Below are 15907 nucleotides of genomic sequence, written 5' to 3'. Positions count from 1 at the left end.
CGGTTCATGTCAAATTCCTCAATGGGCCCCGAGCTTGCCAGACGCATGGCCCAAAGCCAGTCTTACTGGCAGACCGAGGCTGGGCGTTCGCTCTGGGACGTTCAGCGCGCCTGCCTGGGGCCGGTGGTGGAGAATCGCCGCGGTCGCCACTGTCTTGAAATGAGCATGGGCCGCTCACTGATGACCATGTCGCAAATTCCTCATCGGCTGCGCTGGGCGCCGACGGCGGCGCTTGCCGAGTCGCCCTCCACCCTGGTGTGCCCGGCGGACCGCTTTCCCCTTCCCGACCGCTGTCTGGATACCGTCGTGATTCACCACTGGCTGGAACAGTTGCCGGATGCCCACTTCACCTTGAAAGAAGCCGCCCGGGTCACCAACGACCACGGCGTGCTGGTGCTTTTCGGCTTCAACCCGCTGACGTTCAACGGGCTTTTAAAGCGACGTCAGGGTGAGAACGCCCCGTTCCCCTTCAGTGGCACCTGGCGAAGCGTAAACCGACTTCGTGATTGGCTGGCGTTTGTGGATTTCGAGGTGGAGCGCGTAGACTACTGCTGTTTTCGTGGCCGTATGAGCGCGCCCTGTGGCGAGCGGTGGGAGGCCTGGGGGCGGCGTCACAACCTGCCTTTGGGGCAGAGCTACATGATTCAGGCGCGTCGCCGGGAGCGACTGGCCCCGATCGAGCGGGTAACGTTCAAGCTGCCCGCCAAGGCCTCGCCTTCATCACTCAAAGCCACCCGCGCTCGGGCGCGCTTGACGCCATTCATATCGCCATCCCGTATTTCAAAGGAAAGTCAGCGTGACTAAGCAAGACAATGAGCCCCGTGTCGTGGTCTACACCGATGGTGCCTGTCGAGGAAACCCGGGGCCGGGGGGCTGGGGGGCAGTGCTTGCAAGCGGTCAGCACGAGAAGACCCTGAAAGGGTTCGAGGCCCGGACCACCAACAACCGTATGGAGCTGATGGCCGCCATCATGGCACTTCGCACGCTGAACAAGGCCTGCAAGGTCGAGCTCTGGACCGACTCACAGTACGTGCGTCAGGGCATCACCCAATGGATTCATAACTGGGTCAAGCGCGGCTGGAAAACCGCCGCCAAGCAGCCAGTCAAGAATGCCGAGCTATGGAAGACGCTTCACGAAGAGACCCAGCGCCATTCGATCGAGTGGCACTGGGTGAAAGGGCACAGTGGCCATCCCGGCAACGAAAAAGCCGACGCACTTGCCAACGAAGCCATCGATGAGCATCAAAGGAGTACACCATGCGCCAAGTAATACTGGATACGGAAACCACCGGTATCGAAACGAAAGAGGGTCATCGCATGGTGGAAATTGGTGCCGTGGAAATGGTCAACCGCCGCTTGACCGGGCGCACCTACCATCAGTACATCAATCCCGAGCGTCATATCGGTGCCGAGGTCGTGGCGGTTCACGGCATCGATAACGAACGTGTGGCCAACGAGCCGGTATTTGCAGAAATTGCCGATGCGTTCTGGGAGTTCATCAAAGGGGCAGAGCTTGTCATCCATAATGCCCCCTTTGATGTGGGGTTTATCGATTATGAGCTGAACCTGGCCAACAAGCGCCGCCAGGGCCCGGGGTTGGGACCCGTTCGCGAGCACTGTCGCGTACTGGATACATTGACCATGGCGCGCCAGATGCATCCGGGCCAGCGCAACAGCCTGGATGCGCTGTGCAAGCGCTACGATATCGATAATGGCCACCGGGTACTTCACGGCGCCTTGCTGGACGCCGAGATTCTCGCCGATGTCTACCTGGCGATGACCGGCGGGCAGACGGCGCTCACCCTGGACGCGGATACCTCCTCCCGACAAGAAGAGAAAGCGCAGGCAAGCGAAGGTCTCTCGATTCAGCGTCTTTCACTGACCCCCGGTCAGCTCAGAGTCATTCGTCCCAATGAGGAAGAAGAGGCGGCTCACAGCGCCAAATGTCAAAGCCATGGCCTTCGCTGGCAAGAAGGTGCCTCCCAGGATGCTTAAAAGAGAAATACCCAGGAATGTGCAGGAAGGGCGGGTCATTCGTCTCTCGAAAAGCCAGCTGGCACCCGGCCTGGAAGCCGGCGATGGTACGCTGACGCCGCTACAGCCCTTTCAGCCCTGGACGCCGGACATGCAACCGCTTTGCTACTGGCAGGACGAGCCGGTGGCGCTTTTAATCCAGCGCGAACCCGAAACGCATTGGATCGATGGGCGTCAGTGGCTGGGTCAGCTTTCGAGTGGGTGGTTCAGTCTGCTTTCTACCGCGCTGCAGGTGGGGGCGTGGTTGGAAAATCACCGCTTTTGCGGGCGGTGCGGCGCCGAGGCGACACGGCTGGTCCATGAGTTCGCCATGCACTGTCATGTTTGTGGGCACCGTAACTATCCGCGTATCTCGCCTTGCATCATCACGCTGGTCACCAGCGGCGAGGCGATGCTTCTGGCGAGAAGCCCACGCTTTCCGGCGGGGCGCTACTCGACGCTGGCGGGATTCATCGAGCCGGGAGAGTCTGCCGAAGAGGCGGTGCACCGCGAAGTGTTCGAGGAGGTGGGCGTGCATATCGACAACCTACGCTATCACCAGAGCCAGGCGTGGCCTTTTCCACACTCGTTGATGCTTGGCTACTTTGCTGAGGCCACCACCCGGCGCATCTATATCGATGGTGTCGAGATCAGCGATGCTGCCTGGTTTTCACCGCGTAAACTCCCGACGCTCCCGCCCACCTACTCGATCTCGCGGGAGCTTATCGAAACCCATCTGGCCAACGTTCGCTAGATGGGCAGATGGCTAGTTGCTCGGGAAGAGGCTTGTCAGCTTGGTAGCCAGCATGACATTGCCCGTTGCTTTCAGCTTGCCGGTCATGAAGGCTGTCATGCCGTTGATCTCGCCGTTCATGATGCCTTTGAGCGTCTCGGTGCTGGTGCTGAGCGTGACGGAGGGGTCGTCATGCTCGCCCTGCTGGATATCCAGCGTGCCGTCCTGAACGTGCAGGTAGTGGCTCTGCTCGTCGGAAAAATGAAACTGGAAAACCTCATCCATGCCTTTAGCAGCTTCAGGGTCGAAGCGCGCTTCGAGTTTTTCAAACGTGGTTGAAGACATCAATTGCTTCCTGTGGCGTGTGTATTTAAAAAAGTAAATAGCGCATTTGCACTATAAGATGAGAATAAACGGCTAGACTAGCCAAGAGCCTATTTAAAACATCCGTTTTAATCAAGCAGGCGTACATCGATCGTCGACCAAAGGCGACCGGCGCTTTCCAGTTCGCTATCGTGTCGGTCACAAAGGAGAGTGCAAATGAGTGAATGGATGGCAGAACTAGGCACCTTCCTGATCCAGAGTATTATTCTGACGCTGCTGCTGGTGCTGGCGGGGTTCTTGTTGATGCGCGGCAAACGCGGCAGCGAGCGCAGCTTGACGCTTCACGTCGAATCACTCAACGAGCAGCGTCGCGCTCGGGACCGTCGTCTCAAAGTCACCGCTACCGCCCAGGGTGGGCGTAAAAGGCTGATCAAGCACTTTCGTCGTGAGGAGAAACAACGCCAGAAACTCGCCAGGAAACCGGACACTACGGCTGACATGCAAAGAGTGTGGGTGCTGACGTTTCATGGAGATATCAAGGCCTCCCAGACCGAGCAGTTTGCCCAGGAGGTGTCGGCAGTCATCAATATAGCCAGCCCGAGCGACGAAGTGGTGGTACGCCTGGAGTCCGCAGGGGGGCTGGTACATGCTTATGGTCTGGCCGCCGCGCAACTGGACCGGCTTCGCGAGGCAGGCGTGACCACCACGGTATGTATCGATAAGGTAGCTGCCAGCGGTGGCTATATGATGGCGTGTACCGCGCACCATATAAAGGCTGCTCCCTTTGCGGTGATCGGCTCTATCGGCGTGGTCGCCCAGGTGCCCAATGTTCATCGTCTGTTAAAACGCCACGATATCGATGTCGAGCTACTGACGGCCGGGCGCTACAAGCGCACATTGACCGTGCTGGGCGAAAACACCGAAGAGGGGCGCGCCAAGTTCATCGATGATCTTGAAAATACGCATCGTCTCTTTAAACGCTATGTGGCAGAGCACCGCCCCGGCATGGATATCGATCAATTGGCGACCGGCGAGATCTGGTACGGCAGCGAGGCACTCGACCAGCATCTGGTGGACAGCGTGGGTACCAGTGAGGCGTATCTGGTGGAGCGTATGGCCGAAGCCGATGTCTTCAGTGTGAAGCTCGAGCCGCCCAGGACGATTGGTCGTCGCATGGGTATGGCAGCATCTGCCGGGGTCGAACAGGCAGTGACCAAGGCGCTTGGCGCCATCGAAGCCACGGGCTGGCATCGCCGCTGAGTATCGCTTTCACACGAAGTCTTGCTGACGCGCAAGCCTTACTTCCAGTACGCCGGTTATGCCGCGTAATGATGCGCCAAGGCTGCCAGAACGGCCTTGGCGCTCTCGCTGCTGAGGGAATAATAAATAGTCTGCGATGCGCGACGCGTCTGCACCAGCCCGTCTCGCCGAAGAATGGCGAGATGTTGGGAAAGGGCGGACTGGCTCAGTTCGAGCTGCTGATTGATTTGCGTGACCGACAACTCTTTTTCAGTCAGTAGACACAGTATTTGCAGGCGTTTTTCATTGGCGAGGGCTTTGAGCAGCAACGTGCCCGCTTCCAATGCCTGGCCATTATGCTCAAGTAATCGCGAGGCGGCGCTTGAGGGAGTAGACATGGTGTTCTCCTTGCCGAAACGATGAATAGCGTCTTGTACTTGTTGATTATTGAATCGCGGTGGCGGTGAATTGAGTGTCTGGCAGTATCAGCCGTTTAAAATGGGTTGATCAATATTCGTTAATTTAGCGAAGCTTGTCCAAGCCTCGGTTTAACGTTTAATCAATGGTGCAGTTGCTCGACTTTGTAGACAATCGCTCATTGAAATAGCGCATTGATCGTAGGTTAGCCCATAGTATGACCGCGGTAAGGCGATTTTGTAGGTAAGCTGTCAACAATAGAGGTTGATCGCTAACATAATAATGACAAGGTGACCATGAGCCATTACCACGCTACCTACCAGTCCGCTATCGAATCCCCCGAGACCTTCTGGCGCGACCAGGCTTCGCGTATACCCTGGTATCGCTTTCCCACCGCTATTCTTGACCATGATGATCAGCACTCTGCACGCTGGTTTGAAGATGGCACACTCAATATCTGTCATGCCGCGCTTGACCATCATGTGGACGAAGGTCGCGGGGAGCAGCCCGCAATCCACTGGGACTCCCCGGTCACCCGCTCCCGCCAGACGCTTACCTATCGCGTATTGCGTGATCGCGTGGCCCACTTTGCCGGTGGGCTGGAAAAACTGGGCGTGACGAAGGGCGATCGAGTGGTGATTTACATGCCCATGGTGCCGGAAGCGATTATTGCGATGTACGCCTGCGCGCGTCTGGGAGCCATCCACTCGGTGGTGTTTGGCGGGTTCGCGCCTCATGAGCTGGCGCTGCGCATCGAGGACGCTCAGCCCAGGGTGGTGATTGCTGCCTCCTGCGGTGTCGAGGTCGATACCGTGCTGCCTTACAAGCCCATCGTGGATAAGGCACTGTCACAAAGCAGCTTCAAGCCAGACGCGCTGGTGATTTTCCAGCGCGATACTCAGCGGGCGACGCTCACCGAAGGCGAACACGACTGGCAAGAGCTCGAAGAAAGCGGCGTCTTTGCCCCGTGTGTGCCTGTAAGTGCGACTCATCCGCTTTATATCCTCTATACCTCCGGTACCACCGGCAAGCCCAAGGGTGTGGTACGCGACACTGGCGGCTATGCCGTGGCGCTTGCCTACTCGATGGAGGTGGTTTACGACCTTGCGCCCGGGGATGTCTGCTTTACTGCCTCGGATGTGGGTTGGGTGGTGGGGCACTCCTATATCGTGTATGCGCCACTGCTGCGAGGGTGTACCAGTGTGGTCTACGAGGGCAAGCCTGTAAGAACGCCGGATGCAGGAAGCTTCTGGCGGATCATCGAAGAGTATGGCGTCAAGAGCTTCTTTACAGCGCCGACCGCCTTTCGCGCGATCAAGAAAGAGGATCCCGAGGCGGGCCAGTTGAGCCGCTACAATATCGCCAGCCTGAAGTACGTGTTCGTTGCCGGCGAGCGCCTCGACCCGCCCACCTTTCATTGGCTGAACGACGTGCTCGATGTACCCATCATCGATCATTGGTGGCAGACCGAAACCGGTTGGCCCATCGCCGCCAATCTGCCGGGCATCGAGCTTTCACCTATCAAGGCGGGTTCGGCGACTTACCCGGTACCCGGATTCAACGTGGCCATCATCGATCGTGACGGCGCCCGTACCGGGCCGATGCAGGAGGGAAGCGTGGTCATCAAGCAGCCGCTGCCTCCGGGCTGTCTGGCCGGTATCTGGCAGGACCCGCAACGCTTTCACAGTGCCTACATGGCGGCTTTTCCCGGCTACTACCTGACAGGAGATGGCGGTTATTTTGACGAGGATGGCTATCTGTTCATCATGGGGCGCACCGATGACGTGATCAACGTGGCAGGCCATCGACTCTCCACTGGCGAAATGGAAGAAGTGATAGGCGGCCACCCGGCGGTCGCCGAGTGCGCGGTGATCGGTATTCACGATGAGCTGAAAGGTCAGCTCCCGCTAGGCCTGGTGATTCCCAAGGATGGCTTCGATGGCGACGAGCTCAAGCTGGAAGCCGAGCTGATCCAGCGCGTGCGCGATGCTATCGGCCCGGTAGCCTGCTTCAAGCAGGTGCTGGTGGTCAATCGGCTGCCCAAGACCCGCTCGGGCAAGATCCTCCGCAAGCTCATGCGCAGCATGGCGGATGGCAAGTCCTTTGGCGTTCCCTCCACCATCGACGACCCCACCAGCCTGGAAGAGGTGCATACTGCCATGTGCCAATACCACGTCGGCAACGCCGGGCAGGCTAAACTGCTCGGGTAGCCTCGTCGATTCAGCATGAATCGCACAGGCTGTAACGCGATTCATTCTTAACGTGACCTGGTCTATAACGCAAAAAGGCCCTGACTGAAAGTCAGGGCCTTTTTGATAAGGTGGCGGAGGGACAGGGATTCGAACCCTGGATAGGCTATTAACCTATGCCGGTTTTCAAGACCGGTGCATTCAACCGCTCTGCCATCCCTCCGGCTTATGGGTGCGTATACTACCACCTTTTCCTTGGAAGTCAACGCCTTTGGTAAAATTAGTAGAGCCTGAGCCCCACGCGAGTAATATTGCCCCCCTGCATTTCACTGACGACCCAGTGAATGCCGTGCCAATCCACGTCGTCTCCGACGACCGGGTGGCCGCCGACTCGCAGCGAGATAAATTCGGCCAGGCTCATTTCCTGCTCGCCTGGGCTGAGCGTCAGCCCATACGCCTGGGCGATATCCTGCATATAGCCGTTGCCATCCAGGGTGAAGGTACCGAAGAACGCGCGCTCCTGCTTGAGCTTGGCGTCGCCGTTGAAAAGGCGATTCAGTGCGGTCAGATCTTCCGAGCGGCCAATCACGCAGATGACGTCGCCCATTTTCAGTCGCGTATTACCCTTGGGGTGAAGCATGACATGGTTGCGAAAGAGGGCGGAGATGAGCGCTCCGGAGGGAAACCGCAGCAGTCGGATCGGGACGTCTTCCAGGTCTTCGTTCTCGACGTTGTAGACGAACATCTCGAAATCGTTGTCCGGCAGAATGCCTAGCGGCCCGCGCCGGTTGGGCGTGGTCCGTGTGGGAACTTCCACCTTCAGCCAGCGCGCCACCAGCGTCAGTGAGCCCCCCTGGATGAGAAGCGACATCAGCACGACCGCAAAGGCCACGTTGAAGTAGAGCGAGGCGTTCTCCACACCGCCGATCACCGGGAAGATCGCCAGCACGATCGGCACGGCGCCGCGCAGGCCGACCCAGGCAATAAAGAACGTTTCCCGCCAGCGGAATTTGAAAAACGGCTTGATCGTGATCAATACCGCCAGGGGGCGAGCAATAAAGATCAGCGCCAGGGCCACCAGCCCGGCGGGCAGGATGACTTCCCAAAGCTGGCTGGGAGTGACCAGAAGCCCAAGCACCAGAAAAAGCCCGATCTGGCTTAGCCAGGCAAGACCATCGTGAACGGGAAGGATGAAGTTGAGGTGGCGCCCCGGCTGGTTGCCGATCATCAGACCGGCCAGGTAGATGGCGAGAAAGCCGCTGCCGCCCAGGACACTGGTGAGCCCGAATACGCTGAACCCGAGTGCCAGCGCCAGCATGGCATAGAGCCCGGGCGCCAGGTCGAGCCAACGCAGAAGCTTGGCGCTGAGCCAGCCGCCGCCCAGGCCGACAATCAGGCCGATGCCGAACTGCGAGAGAAAGAAAACGAGCGTTTCAAGATAGCCGCCGATATCACCTACCAGCAGCTCGACCAGCATCAAGGTTAAAAAGATCGCCATCGGGTCGTTGGTGCCGGACTCGATCTCCAGAGTGGCACCTACCCGTTCGTTGAGGTTCACCCCACGCCCGCTGAGCATGGAAAATACCGCCGCGGCATCGGTCGAGCCGACAATCGCGCCCACCAGCAGCCCCTGAATCAGGGTGAGGTTGAATACCCACATGGCGATGACGCCGACAATGGCGCTGGTGATGAAGACCCCGGCGGTGGCCAGAGACAGAGCGGGCTTGAAGCCCACCCGAAAGGTCTTGAGCCGGGTGCGCAGGCCGCCATCGAGCAGTATCATCGCCAGGGCCAGGTGGCCAATGGTGAACGCCATGGAATAGTCGTCGAAGACCAGGCCAAGCAACCCTTCCTCGCCCGCCAGCATGCCAAGGCCCAGAAATATCAGCAGCAGCGGTACACCAAAGATTGATGAAAGTCGGCTCGCCAGAATGCTCAGCGTCATGAGCGCGCCGCCGATCAAAAAAAAGGTATAAAGTGCGTCCATGTCTCTCCGTCTCTACATCAATGCGGCCCTATTATTGCACGCCCCCGGGCAATTTACTGCGCCGCTGATGCCTTTATGCCCATCAAGGGGCTGGTCACGATCGCCGACCTACCGCTACACTCCGCCTTTACGATTTGGGAGTGTGTAGTGATGTCACACTGGGTGATGCAAAAGCGCAGGCGTTTACCGCAGGTGCTGATATTTTTGCTATTGTTTTCATATTCAATCATTTATGCAAACGAAAACCAGGCAAGCGAGAACGCGACAGACAGCAGTGCGTCAACCCTGGAAAGCGACGTCATCAACCTGGAGGGGCTCTGGACGCTGGAGACCGATACCGTCGATTCATCCGAACCGGAACAGGTCGATGAGGTGTCGCAGGCACCCCAGCTAGCGCCCGAGCCTGAGCCCGTACCCTCCACGGCACTGGCGTTGCCGCCCCCGCTGGACCCACCCCCGCTGAAGGAGCTTCTGGTCATGCTGGACTGGTACCTGAGCCCCCAGCATGCAGCACTCTTGATTGCCCAGGAGCGAGAACTTTTCCTGGAGCAGGGGCTTTCCGTGGAGTTGCAGAGTCCGGCCGATCCTACGATTCCCCTGAAGCTGCTCGTTGCCGAAGAGGTGGATCTTGCGCTGACCCGTGAACCCATGCTTCACCTGCAGGTACATGCCGGTGAACCCCTGATTCGTATCGGTACGCTGGTAGAAACGCCGTTGAATGCGGTGATCGTTACCGGTTCCCCGCCCCGCAGCGACGATATCGCTTCACTGGCCGGGCTGCGCTATGGCTTTTCGACTTACGAAGGAGCGAATGTGGTCGCCGAGCGGTTGATTCCTCTCTCCCTGCGCCAAACCGACGATTTCGCTGCACCTGTCAACGTGCACTTTGATGCCGCCGCCGCCGTGGTGAGAGGCGAGGTCGACGTGATCGCCGATGGCTACTATCACTCGTTGCCCGACGAACTGGCCCCTGAAGGTATCGAAAGTCACGTTATCCGTTATGACGAGATCGATATTCCTGGCCACGATGGCGTGATCATCGTGGCCAACAGCCAATCGCTGGCGCAAAACGGGCAAACCTGGTCACGGTTCATGATGGCCGTGGAAAAAGCGAGTCACTGGATGATCGAAAACCCGCAGGCCGCCTGGACGCTGTTGGTCGAGCGTCACCCCATCCTGGATAACGCGGTGAACCAGACCGGCTGGGAAGAACTCTTGAGACGCATATCGCTGAGTCCGGCGGCAGTGAATACCCGCCGTTATCAGGACTTCGAGGCCTATCTGCTGAAACGAGGCATCACCGAGCAAGTGCTGCCTATCTCGCGGCTGGCCACTGACCCTCACTTGCTGCAGGAGTGAGACAACCTTAAAACGGAGTGTCATGAGCGAACACGCGTTGACGTTTATCGATGTTGAAACCACCGGTACCCGCGCCACCCGCGATCTTATTACCGAAATCGCCGCGTTGAAGGTGGTCGATGGGCAGATCGTCGATCGTTGGGTGAGTTTCATCAATCCAGGTATCAGCATTCCTCCCTTCATTTCACAGCTGACCGGTATTCACGACGATATGGTCGTCGATGCGCCGTCGTTCGAGGTCGTCGCCGAGGAGTTCAAGGCCTGGCTGGGCGATAGCTGTCTGGTCGCCCACAATGCCCGCTTTGACTACAGTTTCCTGCGCAACGCGTTCAAGCGTGCCGGGCTGGATTATCGGCCGGCCATCATGTGTACACTGCGCATATCGCGAAGGCTCGAACCCGATCAGCGTCATCATAACCTACAGGCGCTGTTGAAGCGCTTTGATATCGAAGCGGGCCGCGGCCACCGCGCCGAGGCCGACGCAGAAGCGCTCTGGACATTGTGGCAAACCTGGCAGCAACGCTTCGAGTCCAGTGTCTGGCAAGCGGCCACCCAGGAGGAAAAACAGCACAAGAACCTGCCGGCGCATCTGGATAGCCAGACGCTTGCCGGGCTGCCCGCCGCCCCCGGCGTATATCTGTTCTACGGCCACAACCGGTTGCCGCTGTATGTAGGCAAGAGCGTCAATCTGAAAAACCGGGTGAAGAGTCACTTTCTGCGTGACCATCAGGACGACAAGGCCATGCGCATGCTGCAGCAGATTCAGCATGTCGAGTGGGAGGAAACGGCCGGTGATCTGGGCGCGCAGCTACGTGAAGCGCAGCTGATCAAGGCGTTGATGCCAATAATGAATCGCCAGCTACGCCGCCAGGGTCGGCTGAAAACCTGGTACTGGCCAGACGGTGAACATGCACCGGTTCTTGCAGGAAGTGCGGTGCTGAGCAGCGCAAAGCCTGGCCAACGCTTCGGTCTTTTTCGTAACGCCCGGGAGGCCAAGGAGTCCTTTCGGACGATGATTGAAGAACACAAGCTTTGCCCGCAGGTACTGGGTCTTGAAAAGGGCAAGGGGCGCTGCTTTGCCAACCAGTTGGGGAAGTGCCTGGGGGCATGCTGTGGTAAAGAGCCCCTGGACGCGCATACCGCACGGGCCCAGCACGTGCTGAAGCGCTTGAAGGTCAGTGCCTGGCCCTGGCCGAACAAGATCATCATCCGTGAGAAAAACCCGCAAACGCGGCGCTCGGCTTATCACTCTGTGGATCACTGGTGCTATCTGGGCAGCGCTGATACCTTGGCGAAAGCCAAGCGGCTGAGTCATCAGTCGCCCCAGTTTGACGTGGATACCTACAAGATTCTCAACCGCTTTCTGCGAAGCCCCGAAGAACACCACCTTACCATTACGCCGCTCTAGGACTCATCGTGCGCGCTGATAAAGGCGTTCACCGCTTCCTGAAACGCCTCGGGCTGGTCGGCATGAAGCCAGTGACCGGCTTCTTTCAAGGTGACTACTCGGGCCTTGGGCAACACGTTCTTGAGCTCGGGCATCATGTCGTCCGTCACATAGTGAGAATTCACGCCGCGCAGTACAAGAGTGGGACCTTCGAAAGGGCTGGTGCCGGCGGGCTGGCCGATAACGTCGTCATAGCCCTTTTGAATTTCGTCCAGGCCGACGCGAAGCGTCATTACGCCGTCTTCGTTGCGCACCAGGTTGGTGGCTAGAAAAAGCCGGGTAGGGCGGGCGCTGACGTGCTCGGCCATCACCGCATCCGCGTCGCGTCGACTGGTGGGGCGGGCGCTGCGTACGGCGTCGAGGGCACTGAATACATCGTCATGACCGTGCTGGTAACTGACCGGAGCAATATCCCCCACGATAAGCGTGGCCGTGAGTTCCGGGGCCAGGCGAGCAAGGCTGATCGCCACCTTGCCGCCCATCGAGTGGCCCAGTATATGCGCGCGCTCGACGTTTTGCTTTTTCAGAAGCTCCACGACATCCCCGCTCAGGGTGGTGTAATCCATGCCCTCGGCGTGAGGCGAGCGGCCGTGGTTGCGAAGATCCACGACGATCACCCGACGTGTACGTTGCCACACCTTCACGTGGGAGCGCCAGTTGTCAGCGCTGCCCAGAAGGCCATGCAGCACGACCAGGGGCGTTTTCGATGCATCTATGTCGGAATCGGCGGCATCGATAAAATGAAGATCGATCGGGGAGACGCTGCTCATTGCTGCTCCTTGTTCAAGTAATCTGCTTCAAGAATTCGGCTTCACGTCTCGTTTCAGGATCTTTGCTCTGACGAGGATCCACCACGATCAAAAGGCCCGGTTCAAGCGGTGCGTGGTGCGGTATCGGTCTGTCCCGTCCAGACCATCAGCTTTCGGGTAAGCCAGGCAAGAAGCAGCCCATAAAGCGGAAGGAAGAACAATAAACTGATGGCCAGCTTGATGGCATAGTCCACCGCGGCGATTTCCACCCAATGGGCGGCCATGAATGGATCCGGGCTATGGTGGAAGGCCGTGAAGAAAAAGGCGAACGTATCGGCCAGATTGCCCAGAACCGTCGAGCAGACCGGCGCCACCCACCAGGACCACTGGCGCAGCCGATCAAACACCTGCACGTCCAGTAGCTGGCCTATGAAGTAGGCGAGAAAGCTTGCCAGTGCGATACGAGCGACAAACAGATTCCATTCGCCGAGGGCATCGATGCCTGCAAAGCTGCCTTGGGGAAAGATGACCGAGACCACGTAGGAGATGGCCAGTGCCGGGAACATGACCCTTAGAATAATCGAGCGCGCCGGCCCCTTGCCGAACAGACGCACGGTCAGGTCGGTGGCCAGGAATATGAAAGGAAAGCTGAATGCGCCCCAGGTCGTGTGAAACCCGAAAAGCGTAAAGGGAAGCTGGACCAGATAGTTGCTGGCGGCAATGATGCCTATATGAAAGAGCACCATCACCGTCAGACAACGTCGGTGCTGGGTATCGGTTAGTGCAAACATGTGTTGGCCTTTTTCAATAGCACAAGGGGTTAGGGAACCCTCCATTCGGCGCAAGCGCCACTGGGGCGCGCATTATACGCCTTCCTGAACGCAATGAAAGAGAGGCGCTTTCATGGTTCTGGCTCCTCTGGCACCGCATCCAGCAATCTCTTCTCTCGGCAAGTTCTTTTCGGCAGTTTCGAGTGCCAGGAGCCGGCTATGGCGTCATTCCGGCTTTTTGCTGCTGAGGTTTTCGACCACTGAAGCTTTCGATCACGGAAGTTTTCGATCATTGCAGCTTTCGCGCCTCTCTTTGCTCGATGAAGGTGCGCTTGAGCCTGGCAATATCATCGTCATCCCAGCCTTCGGGCTCGGTCAGTGCGACCCACGCATTGATATAGTGCTCGGCCGCCACCTGATGACCGTAGCCGGCAGGTGCGCCTCCGGTGGCAAGATCCGCCAGTAGCTGGAACATGGTGACCACCGGGTACCAGCGAAGAGCCGGCGAGACATCCGGCCCCCGGGGAGGGCGCATCCAATCGGGCTCGCGCCAGAAGGCAGCGGGGTCGAAAAAGATGATCGGGTCGCTTGCGTACTGTAGATAGGCGATACGGAAGTCGCCCCACGGGCGCGAGTAACCTTCATGCCCTTGTTGCTGGTTCATGAAGCGGACAACACTCCCGCCGCGAAAGGTAGGCAGCCAGGCAGGCGAGCCCGCATCCCGATTGGCGGTAGTGTTTCGCCAGGTATCGCTTCGAAAGGGCGGTCCGGCCCATAGAGTACCGTTGAACGGGTCTTCGATGATGTCGTAGAAATCAAAGGAACGATCGGAGTTGAGTGCGCCAAGACTCAAGCCGAACAGATAGAGCTCGGGGCGTTCATTGGCCGGCAGACTGCTCCAGTGACGGTAAATGGCGACGAATAGCGCTCGCGCGCTCTCGACACCGTATTCGCCCTCGACAATCAGCGAGAGATGACTCGGCAGGTAGGAGTACTGGGCGGTGACGGTGGCGATATCCCCCCGCATGAGATACTCGATGGTATCTTGCGCGCCCGGGTCCACCCACCCGCGTCCTGTCGGTGTGGTGAGAAGCAGCATCGAGCGCTCGAACCCGCCGATCCGAATCAGTTCGGCAAGGGCGAGCTCGGCGCGCTCTCTGGGGGTATCCAGAGCGTTCAGGCCGACATAGACACGAAGGGGGTCGAGGGCGTCATCATCCAGAAAAGCGCTGATGTCACTGGCCGTGGGCCCTTGGGTCACGAAGCGGCGGCCACGGCTGCCAAGCGCTTCCCAACTGATCAGGGAAGCGTCACTACCCGGGTGCATGGGGTCATCGGGTGCGGTCAGGTCGTCCTGCATGAAATCATCCATCTGCTGATAAAAGCGATCCGCCGAGCGCAAGACAAAGGAAAACACGACCCCTTCGATGACCAGCCAGAAAAGTGCGATGGCGGCAAAGGCGCCCAGAGATAACGCAAGCCGCCTTGGCAAAAAGAAGAACACCTTGCGCGAAACCAGTTGATAAGTGCGTCTGAACGCGATCGCCCCCAGATAAAAAACCAGAAACAGCAAAAGCGCGATGGCGGCGATGCTCAAGCCTCGCGTACCGCTTGCCGGCTCCATCTCCATCAGTGCACGGATACTGTCTTGCCAGGTAGAGGCCTGCCACAAGAAAAGAGCGGCCACCAGCGCACATATCAACGTGGCGGCGGTTTTGATCCTTCCTGCGGCCCGTCTGCCGGGTTCGGGCAGGCGCAGATAACCCCATAGCCCGCGCAGCAGTACCCCCGCAGCGTAGCCGACGCTAAAGCAAAGCCCCGATACCACGCCCTGGGCGAGTAGCGGGCGTGGCACCAGGCTGGGGGTCAATGAAAGGGCGAACAGTAACGTCGCCAGCAAGAGTCCTGTGCTGGAGAAGCGACCCAGCAATATTCGCGGCTGTACAAGATAGCGCCTGCCATGGTTGGACCACTGCATCCTTTACCTATAGAAAATTGAATTTAAAAGACAGTTTAATATACTCACCTATAATGACAGGTGATACTCGAACAAGACGTAACCCAGCGACTGCGAAGTGTTTATCCGTCAGGCACGCTTTTCTGAAAAGAGCGTACGGCGTTGGAAAATGCGAGTGGCGATGTGTTTTAAAAGGGAACCTATTGGCGCTTTACATGTTCAATAGGACAGGTGGCTAGTTAAGGAGAAACAATATGAAGCATCTTGAAAAATGTGAGAAATGCGGCAAGGATTTTGACCCATCAGTCGCCAAGGGCCCACGCGAAGAGCCAGAGTACTGTGACGCTTGTGGCGCCGATATCAATCCCCGACATAAACATTCAGAATTTCTGGTAGAAGACGAGGATAATGACCACACCTCGTTGGAAAAGACCCTCAGGGGCGCCTCTCACAAGGCAGATCGGGAATAATGCTTAAACGGTTCAGCTTGCGCTGAACCGTTTTTTATATACCCGATGACCCATCAGAAGCCTGGCTGGGTACGCGTACCACGCAGGCAATCGCCGTAGTGCATCGTATCGCCCATCTGTTCGGCCTGTTTGCGGCAATCGGCCGAACGCGATGAATTGGGGGATGAGCTGCAGCCGGCAGATACCAGTAACGCGGCAACCAGGCTCAGAGCCAACATGGATTTCATAAACGTCTCCTGAAGGTTTTGCATGA

General features: G+C 58.2%; 16 protein-coding genes and 1 tRNA gene. 9 read left to right on the top strand and 8 right to left on the bottom strand.

Annotated elements, in window-relative coordinates:
• The first annotated feature begins 6 nt into the window (after nucleotides 1-6).
• Genes ACWF8S_RS09430 through nudC form a run of 4 tightly spaced genes read left to right on the top strand, consistent with a single transcriptional unit; the run spans nucleotide 7 to nucleotide 2767 of the window.
• The gene (locus tag ACWF8S_RS09430) at nucleotides 7-804 is read left to right on the top strand and encodes a class I SAM-dependent methyltransferase (protein WP_447553070.1); all 798 of its coding nucleotides are present in this window, start codon (nucleotides 7-9) and stop codon (nucleotides 802-804) included.
• On the top strand, nucleotides 797-1270 hold the full coding sequence (rnhA, locus tag ACWF8S_RS09425) for a ribonuclease HI (RefSeq protein WP_447553069.1): 474 nt from the start codon (nucleotides 797-799) through the stop codon (nucleotides 1268-1270). The genes ACWF8S_RS09430 and rnhA overlap by 8 nt, the downstream gene beginning before the upstream one ends.
• On the top strand, nucleotides 1258-1995 hold the full coding sequence (dnaQ, locus tag ACWF8S_RS09420) for a DNA polymerase III subunit epsilon (RefSeq protein ID WP_447553068.1): 738 nt from the start codon (nucleotides 1258-1260) through the stop codon (nucleotides 1993-1995). The genes rnhA and dnaQ overlap by 13 nt, the downstream gene beginning before the upstream one ends.
• Entirely contained in the window at nucleotides 1988-2767 is a 780-nt protein-coding gene (gene nudC / locus ACWF8S_RS09415; protein WP_447553067.1) for an NAD(+) diphosphatase, read from the top strand. The genes dnaQ and nudC overlap by 8 nt, the downstream gene beginning before the upstream one ends.
• A 12-nt stretch (nucleotides 2768-2779) precedes the next feature.
• Here the strand turns inward: nudC and ACWF8S_RS09410 are convergent, their stop codons facing one another.
• Nucleotides 2780-3091, bottom strand: coding sequence for an SCP2 sterol-binding domain-containing protein (locus tag ACWF8S_RS09410; protein ID WP_447553066.1), 312 nt, complete (start codon nucleotides 3089-3091; stop codon nucleotides 2780-2782).
• 195 nt (nucleotides 3092-3286) lie between these two features.
• On the opposite strand from ACWF8S_RS09410, the gene sohB reads away from it, so the two are divergent.
• Nucleotides 3287-4330: a protease SohB gene (gene sohB / locus ACWF8S_RS09405; RefSeq protein ID WP_447553065.1), complete on the top strand. Its 1044-nt coding sequence runs from the start codon at nucleotides 3287-3289 to the stop codon at nucleotides 4328-4330.
• Nucleotides 4331-4386: 56 nt separating this feature from the next.
• Here sohB and ACWF8S_RS09400 read toward each other — a convergent pair whose 3' ends face one another.
• Nucleotides 4387-4707: an ArsR/SmtB family transcription factor gene (locus ACWF8S_RS09400; RefSeq protein WP_447553064.1), complete on the bottom strand. Its 321-nt coding sequence runs from the start codon at nucleotides 4705-4707 to the stop codon at nucleotides 4387-4389.
• Nucleotides 4708-5016: 309 nt separating this feature from the next.
• Here ACWF8S_RS09400 and ACWF8S_RS09395 point away from each other — a divergent pair, with 309 nt between their 5' ends.
• Nucleotides 5017-6936, top strand: a complete 1920-nt coding sequence (locus ACWF8S_RS09395; RefSeq protein WP_447553063.1) for a propionyl-CoA synthetase — start codon at nucleotides 5017-5019, stop codon at nucleotides 6934-6936.
• Nucleotides 6937-7047: 111 nt separating this feature from the next.
• Here ACWF8S_RS09395 and ACWF8S_RS09390 read toward each other — a convergent pair.
• Both ACWF8S_RS09390 and ACWF8S_RS09385 read right to left on the bottom strand, forming a co-directional pair.
• Nucleotides 7048-7138, bottom strand: a tRNA-Ser gene (locus ACWF8S_RS09390).
• 57 nt (nucleotides 7139-7195) lie between these two features.
• On the bottom strand, nucleotides 7196-8902 hold the full coding sequence (locus tag ACWF8S_RS09385) for a potassium/proton antiporter (RefSeq protein ID WP_447553062.1): 1707 nt from the start codon (nucleotides 8900-8902) through the stop codon (nucleotides 7196-7198).
• Between the two features lie 204 nt (nucleotides 8903-9106).
• On the opposite strand from ACWF8S_RS09385, the gene ACWF8S_RS09380 reads away from it, so the two are divergent.
• Nucleotides 9107-10261 carry an ABC transporter substrate-binding protein gene (locus tag ACWF8S_RS09380; protein WP_447553061.1) on the top strand — a complete coding sequence of 385 codons (1155 nt, stop codon included), beginning with the start codon at nucleotides 9107-9109 and terminating at the stop codon, nucleotides 10259-10261.
• Nucleotides 10262-10283: 22 nt separating this feature from the next.
• Nucleotides 10284-11669 (top strand): exonuclease domain-containing protein, encoded by a 1386-nt coding sequence (locus ACWF8S_RS09375; RefSeq protein ID WP_447553060.1) that lies wholly within the window; start codon nucleotides 10284-10286, stop codon nucleotides 11667-11669.
• Here ACWF8S_RS09375 and ACWF8S_RS09370 read toward each other — a convergent pair.
• The 3 genes from ACWF8S_RS09370 to ACWF8S_RS09360 all read right to left on the bottom strand — a co-directional run bounded on the left by ACWF8S_RS09370 (nucleotide 11666) and on the right by ACWF8S_RS09360 (nucleotide 15205).
• Nucleotides 11666-12478, bottom strand: a complete 813-nt coding sequence (locus ACWF8S_RS09370) for an alpha/beta fold hydrolase (protein ID WP_447553059.1) — start codon at nucleotides 12476-12478, stop codon at nucleotides 11666-11668. The two genes, ACWF8S_RS09375 and ACWF8S_RS09370, sit on opposite strands and share 4 nt — an antisense overlap.
• A gap of 101 nt (nucleotides 12479-12579) precedes the next feature.
• Nucleotides 12580-13248 carry a 7-cyano-7-deazaguanine/7-aminomethyl-7-deazaguanine transporter gene (locus ACWF8S_RS09365; protein ID WP_447553058.1) on the bottom strand — a complete coding sequence of 223 codons (669 nt, stop codon included), beginning with the start codon at nucleotides 13246-13248 and terminating at the stop codon, nucleotides 12580-12582.
• A 268-nt stretch (nucleotides 13249-13516) separates the two neighbouring features.
• Complete coding sequence (locus ACWF8S_RS09360) at nucleotides 13517-15205, bottom strand: alpha/beta hydrolase (RefSeq protein ID WP_447553057.1); 1689 nt, start codon at nucleotides 15203-15205, stop codon at nucleotides 13517-13519.
• Nucleotides 15206-15438: 233 nt separating this feature from the next.
• Between ACWF8S_RS09360 and ACWF8S_RS09355 the strand changes: the two genes are divergently transcribed.
• Nucleotides 15439-15654, top strand: a complete 216-nt coding sequence (locus ACWF8S_RS09355) for a hypothetical protein (RefSeq protein WP_447553056.1) — start codon at nucleotides 15439-15441, stop codon at nucleotides 15652-15654.
• A 53-nt stretch (nucleotides 15655-15707) separates the two neighbouring features.
• On the opposite strand, the gene ACWF8S_RS09350 is transcribed toward ACWF8S_RS09355, so the two are convergent.
• Nucleotides 15708-15881: a hypothetical protein gene (locus ACWF8S_RS09350; protein WP_447553055.1), complete on the bottom strand. Its 174-nt coding sequence runs from the start codon at nucleotides 15879-15881 to the stop codon at nucleotides 15708-15710.
• Nucleotides 15882-15907 lie beyond the last annotated feature (26 nt).

This window comes from Vreelandella xerophytica, from assembly GCF_968048975.1.
Note: the sequence above shows the minus strand (reverse complement) of the source record. Positions and strands in the feature narration are given on the sequence as shown.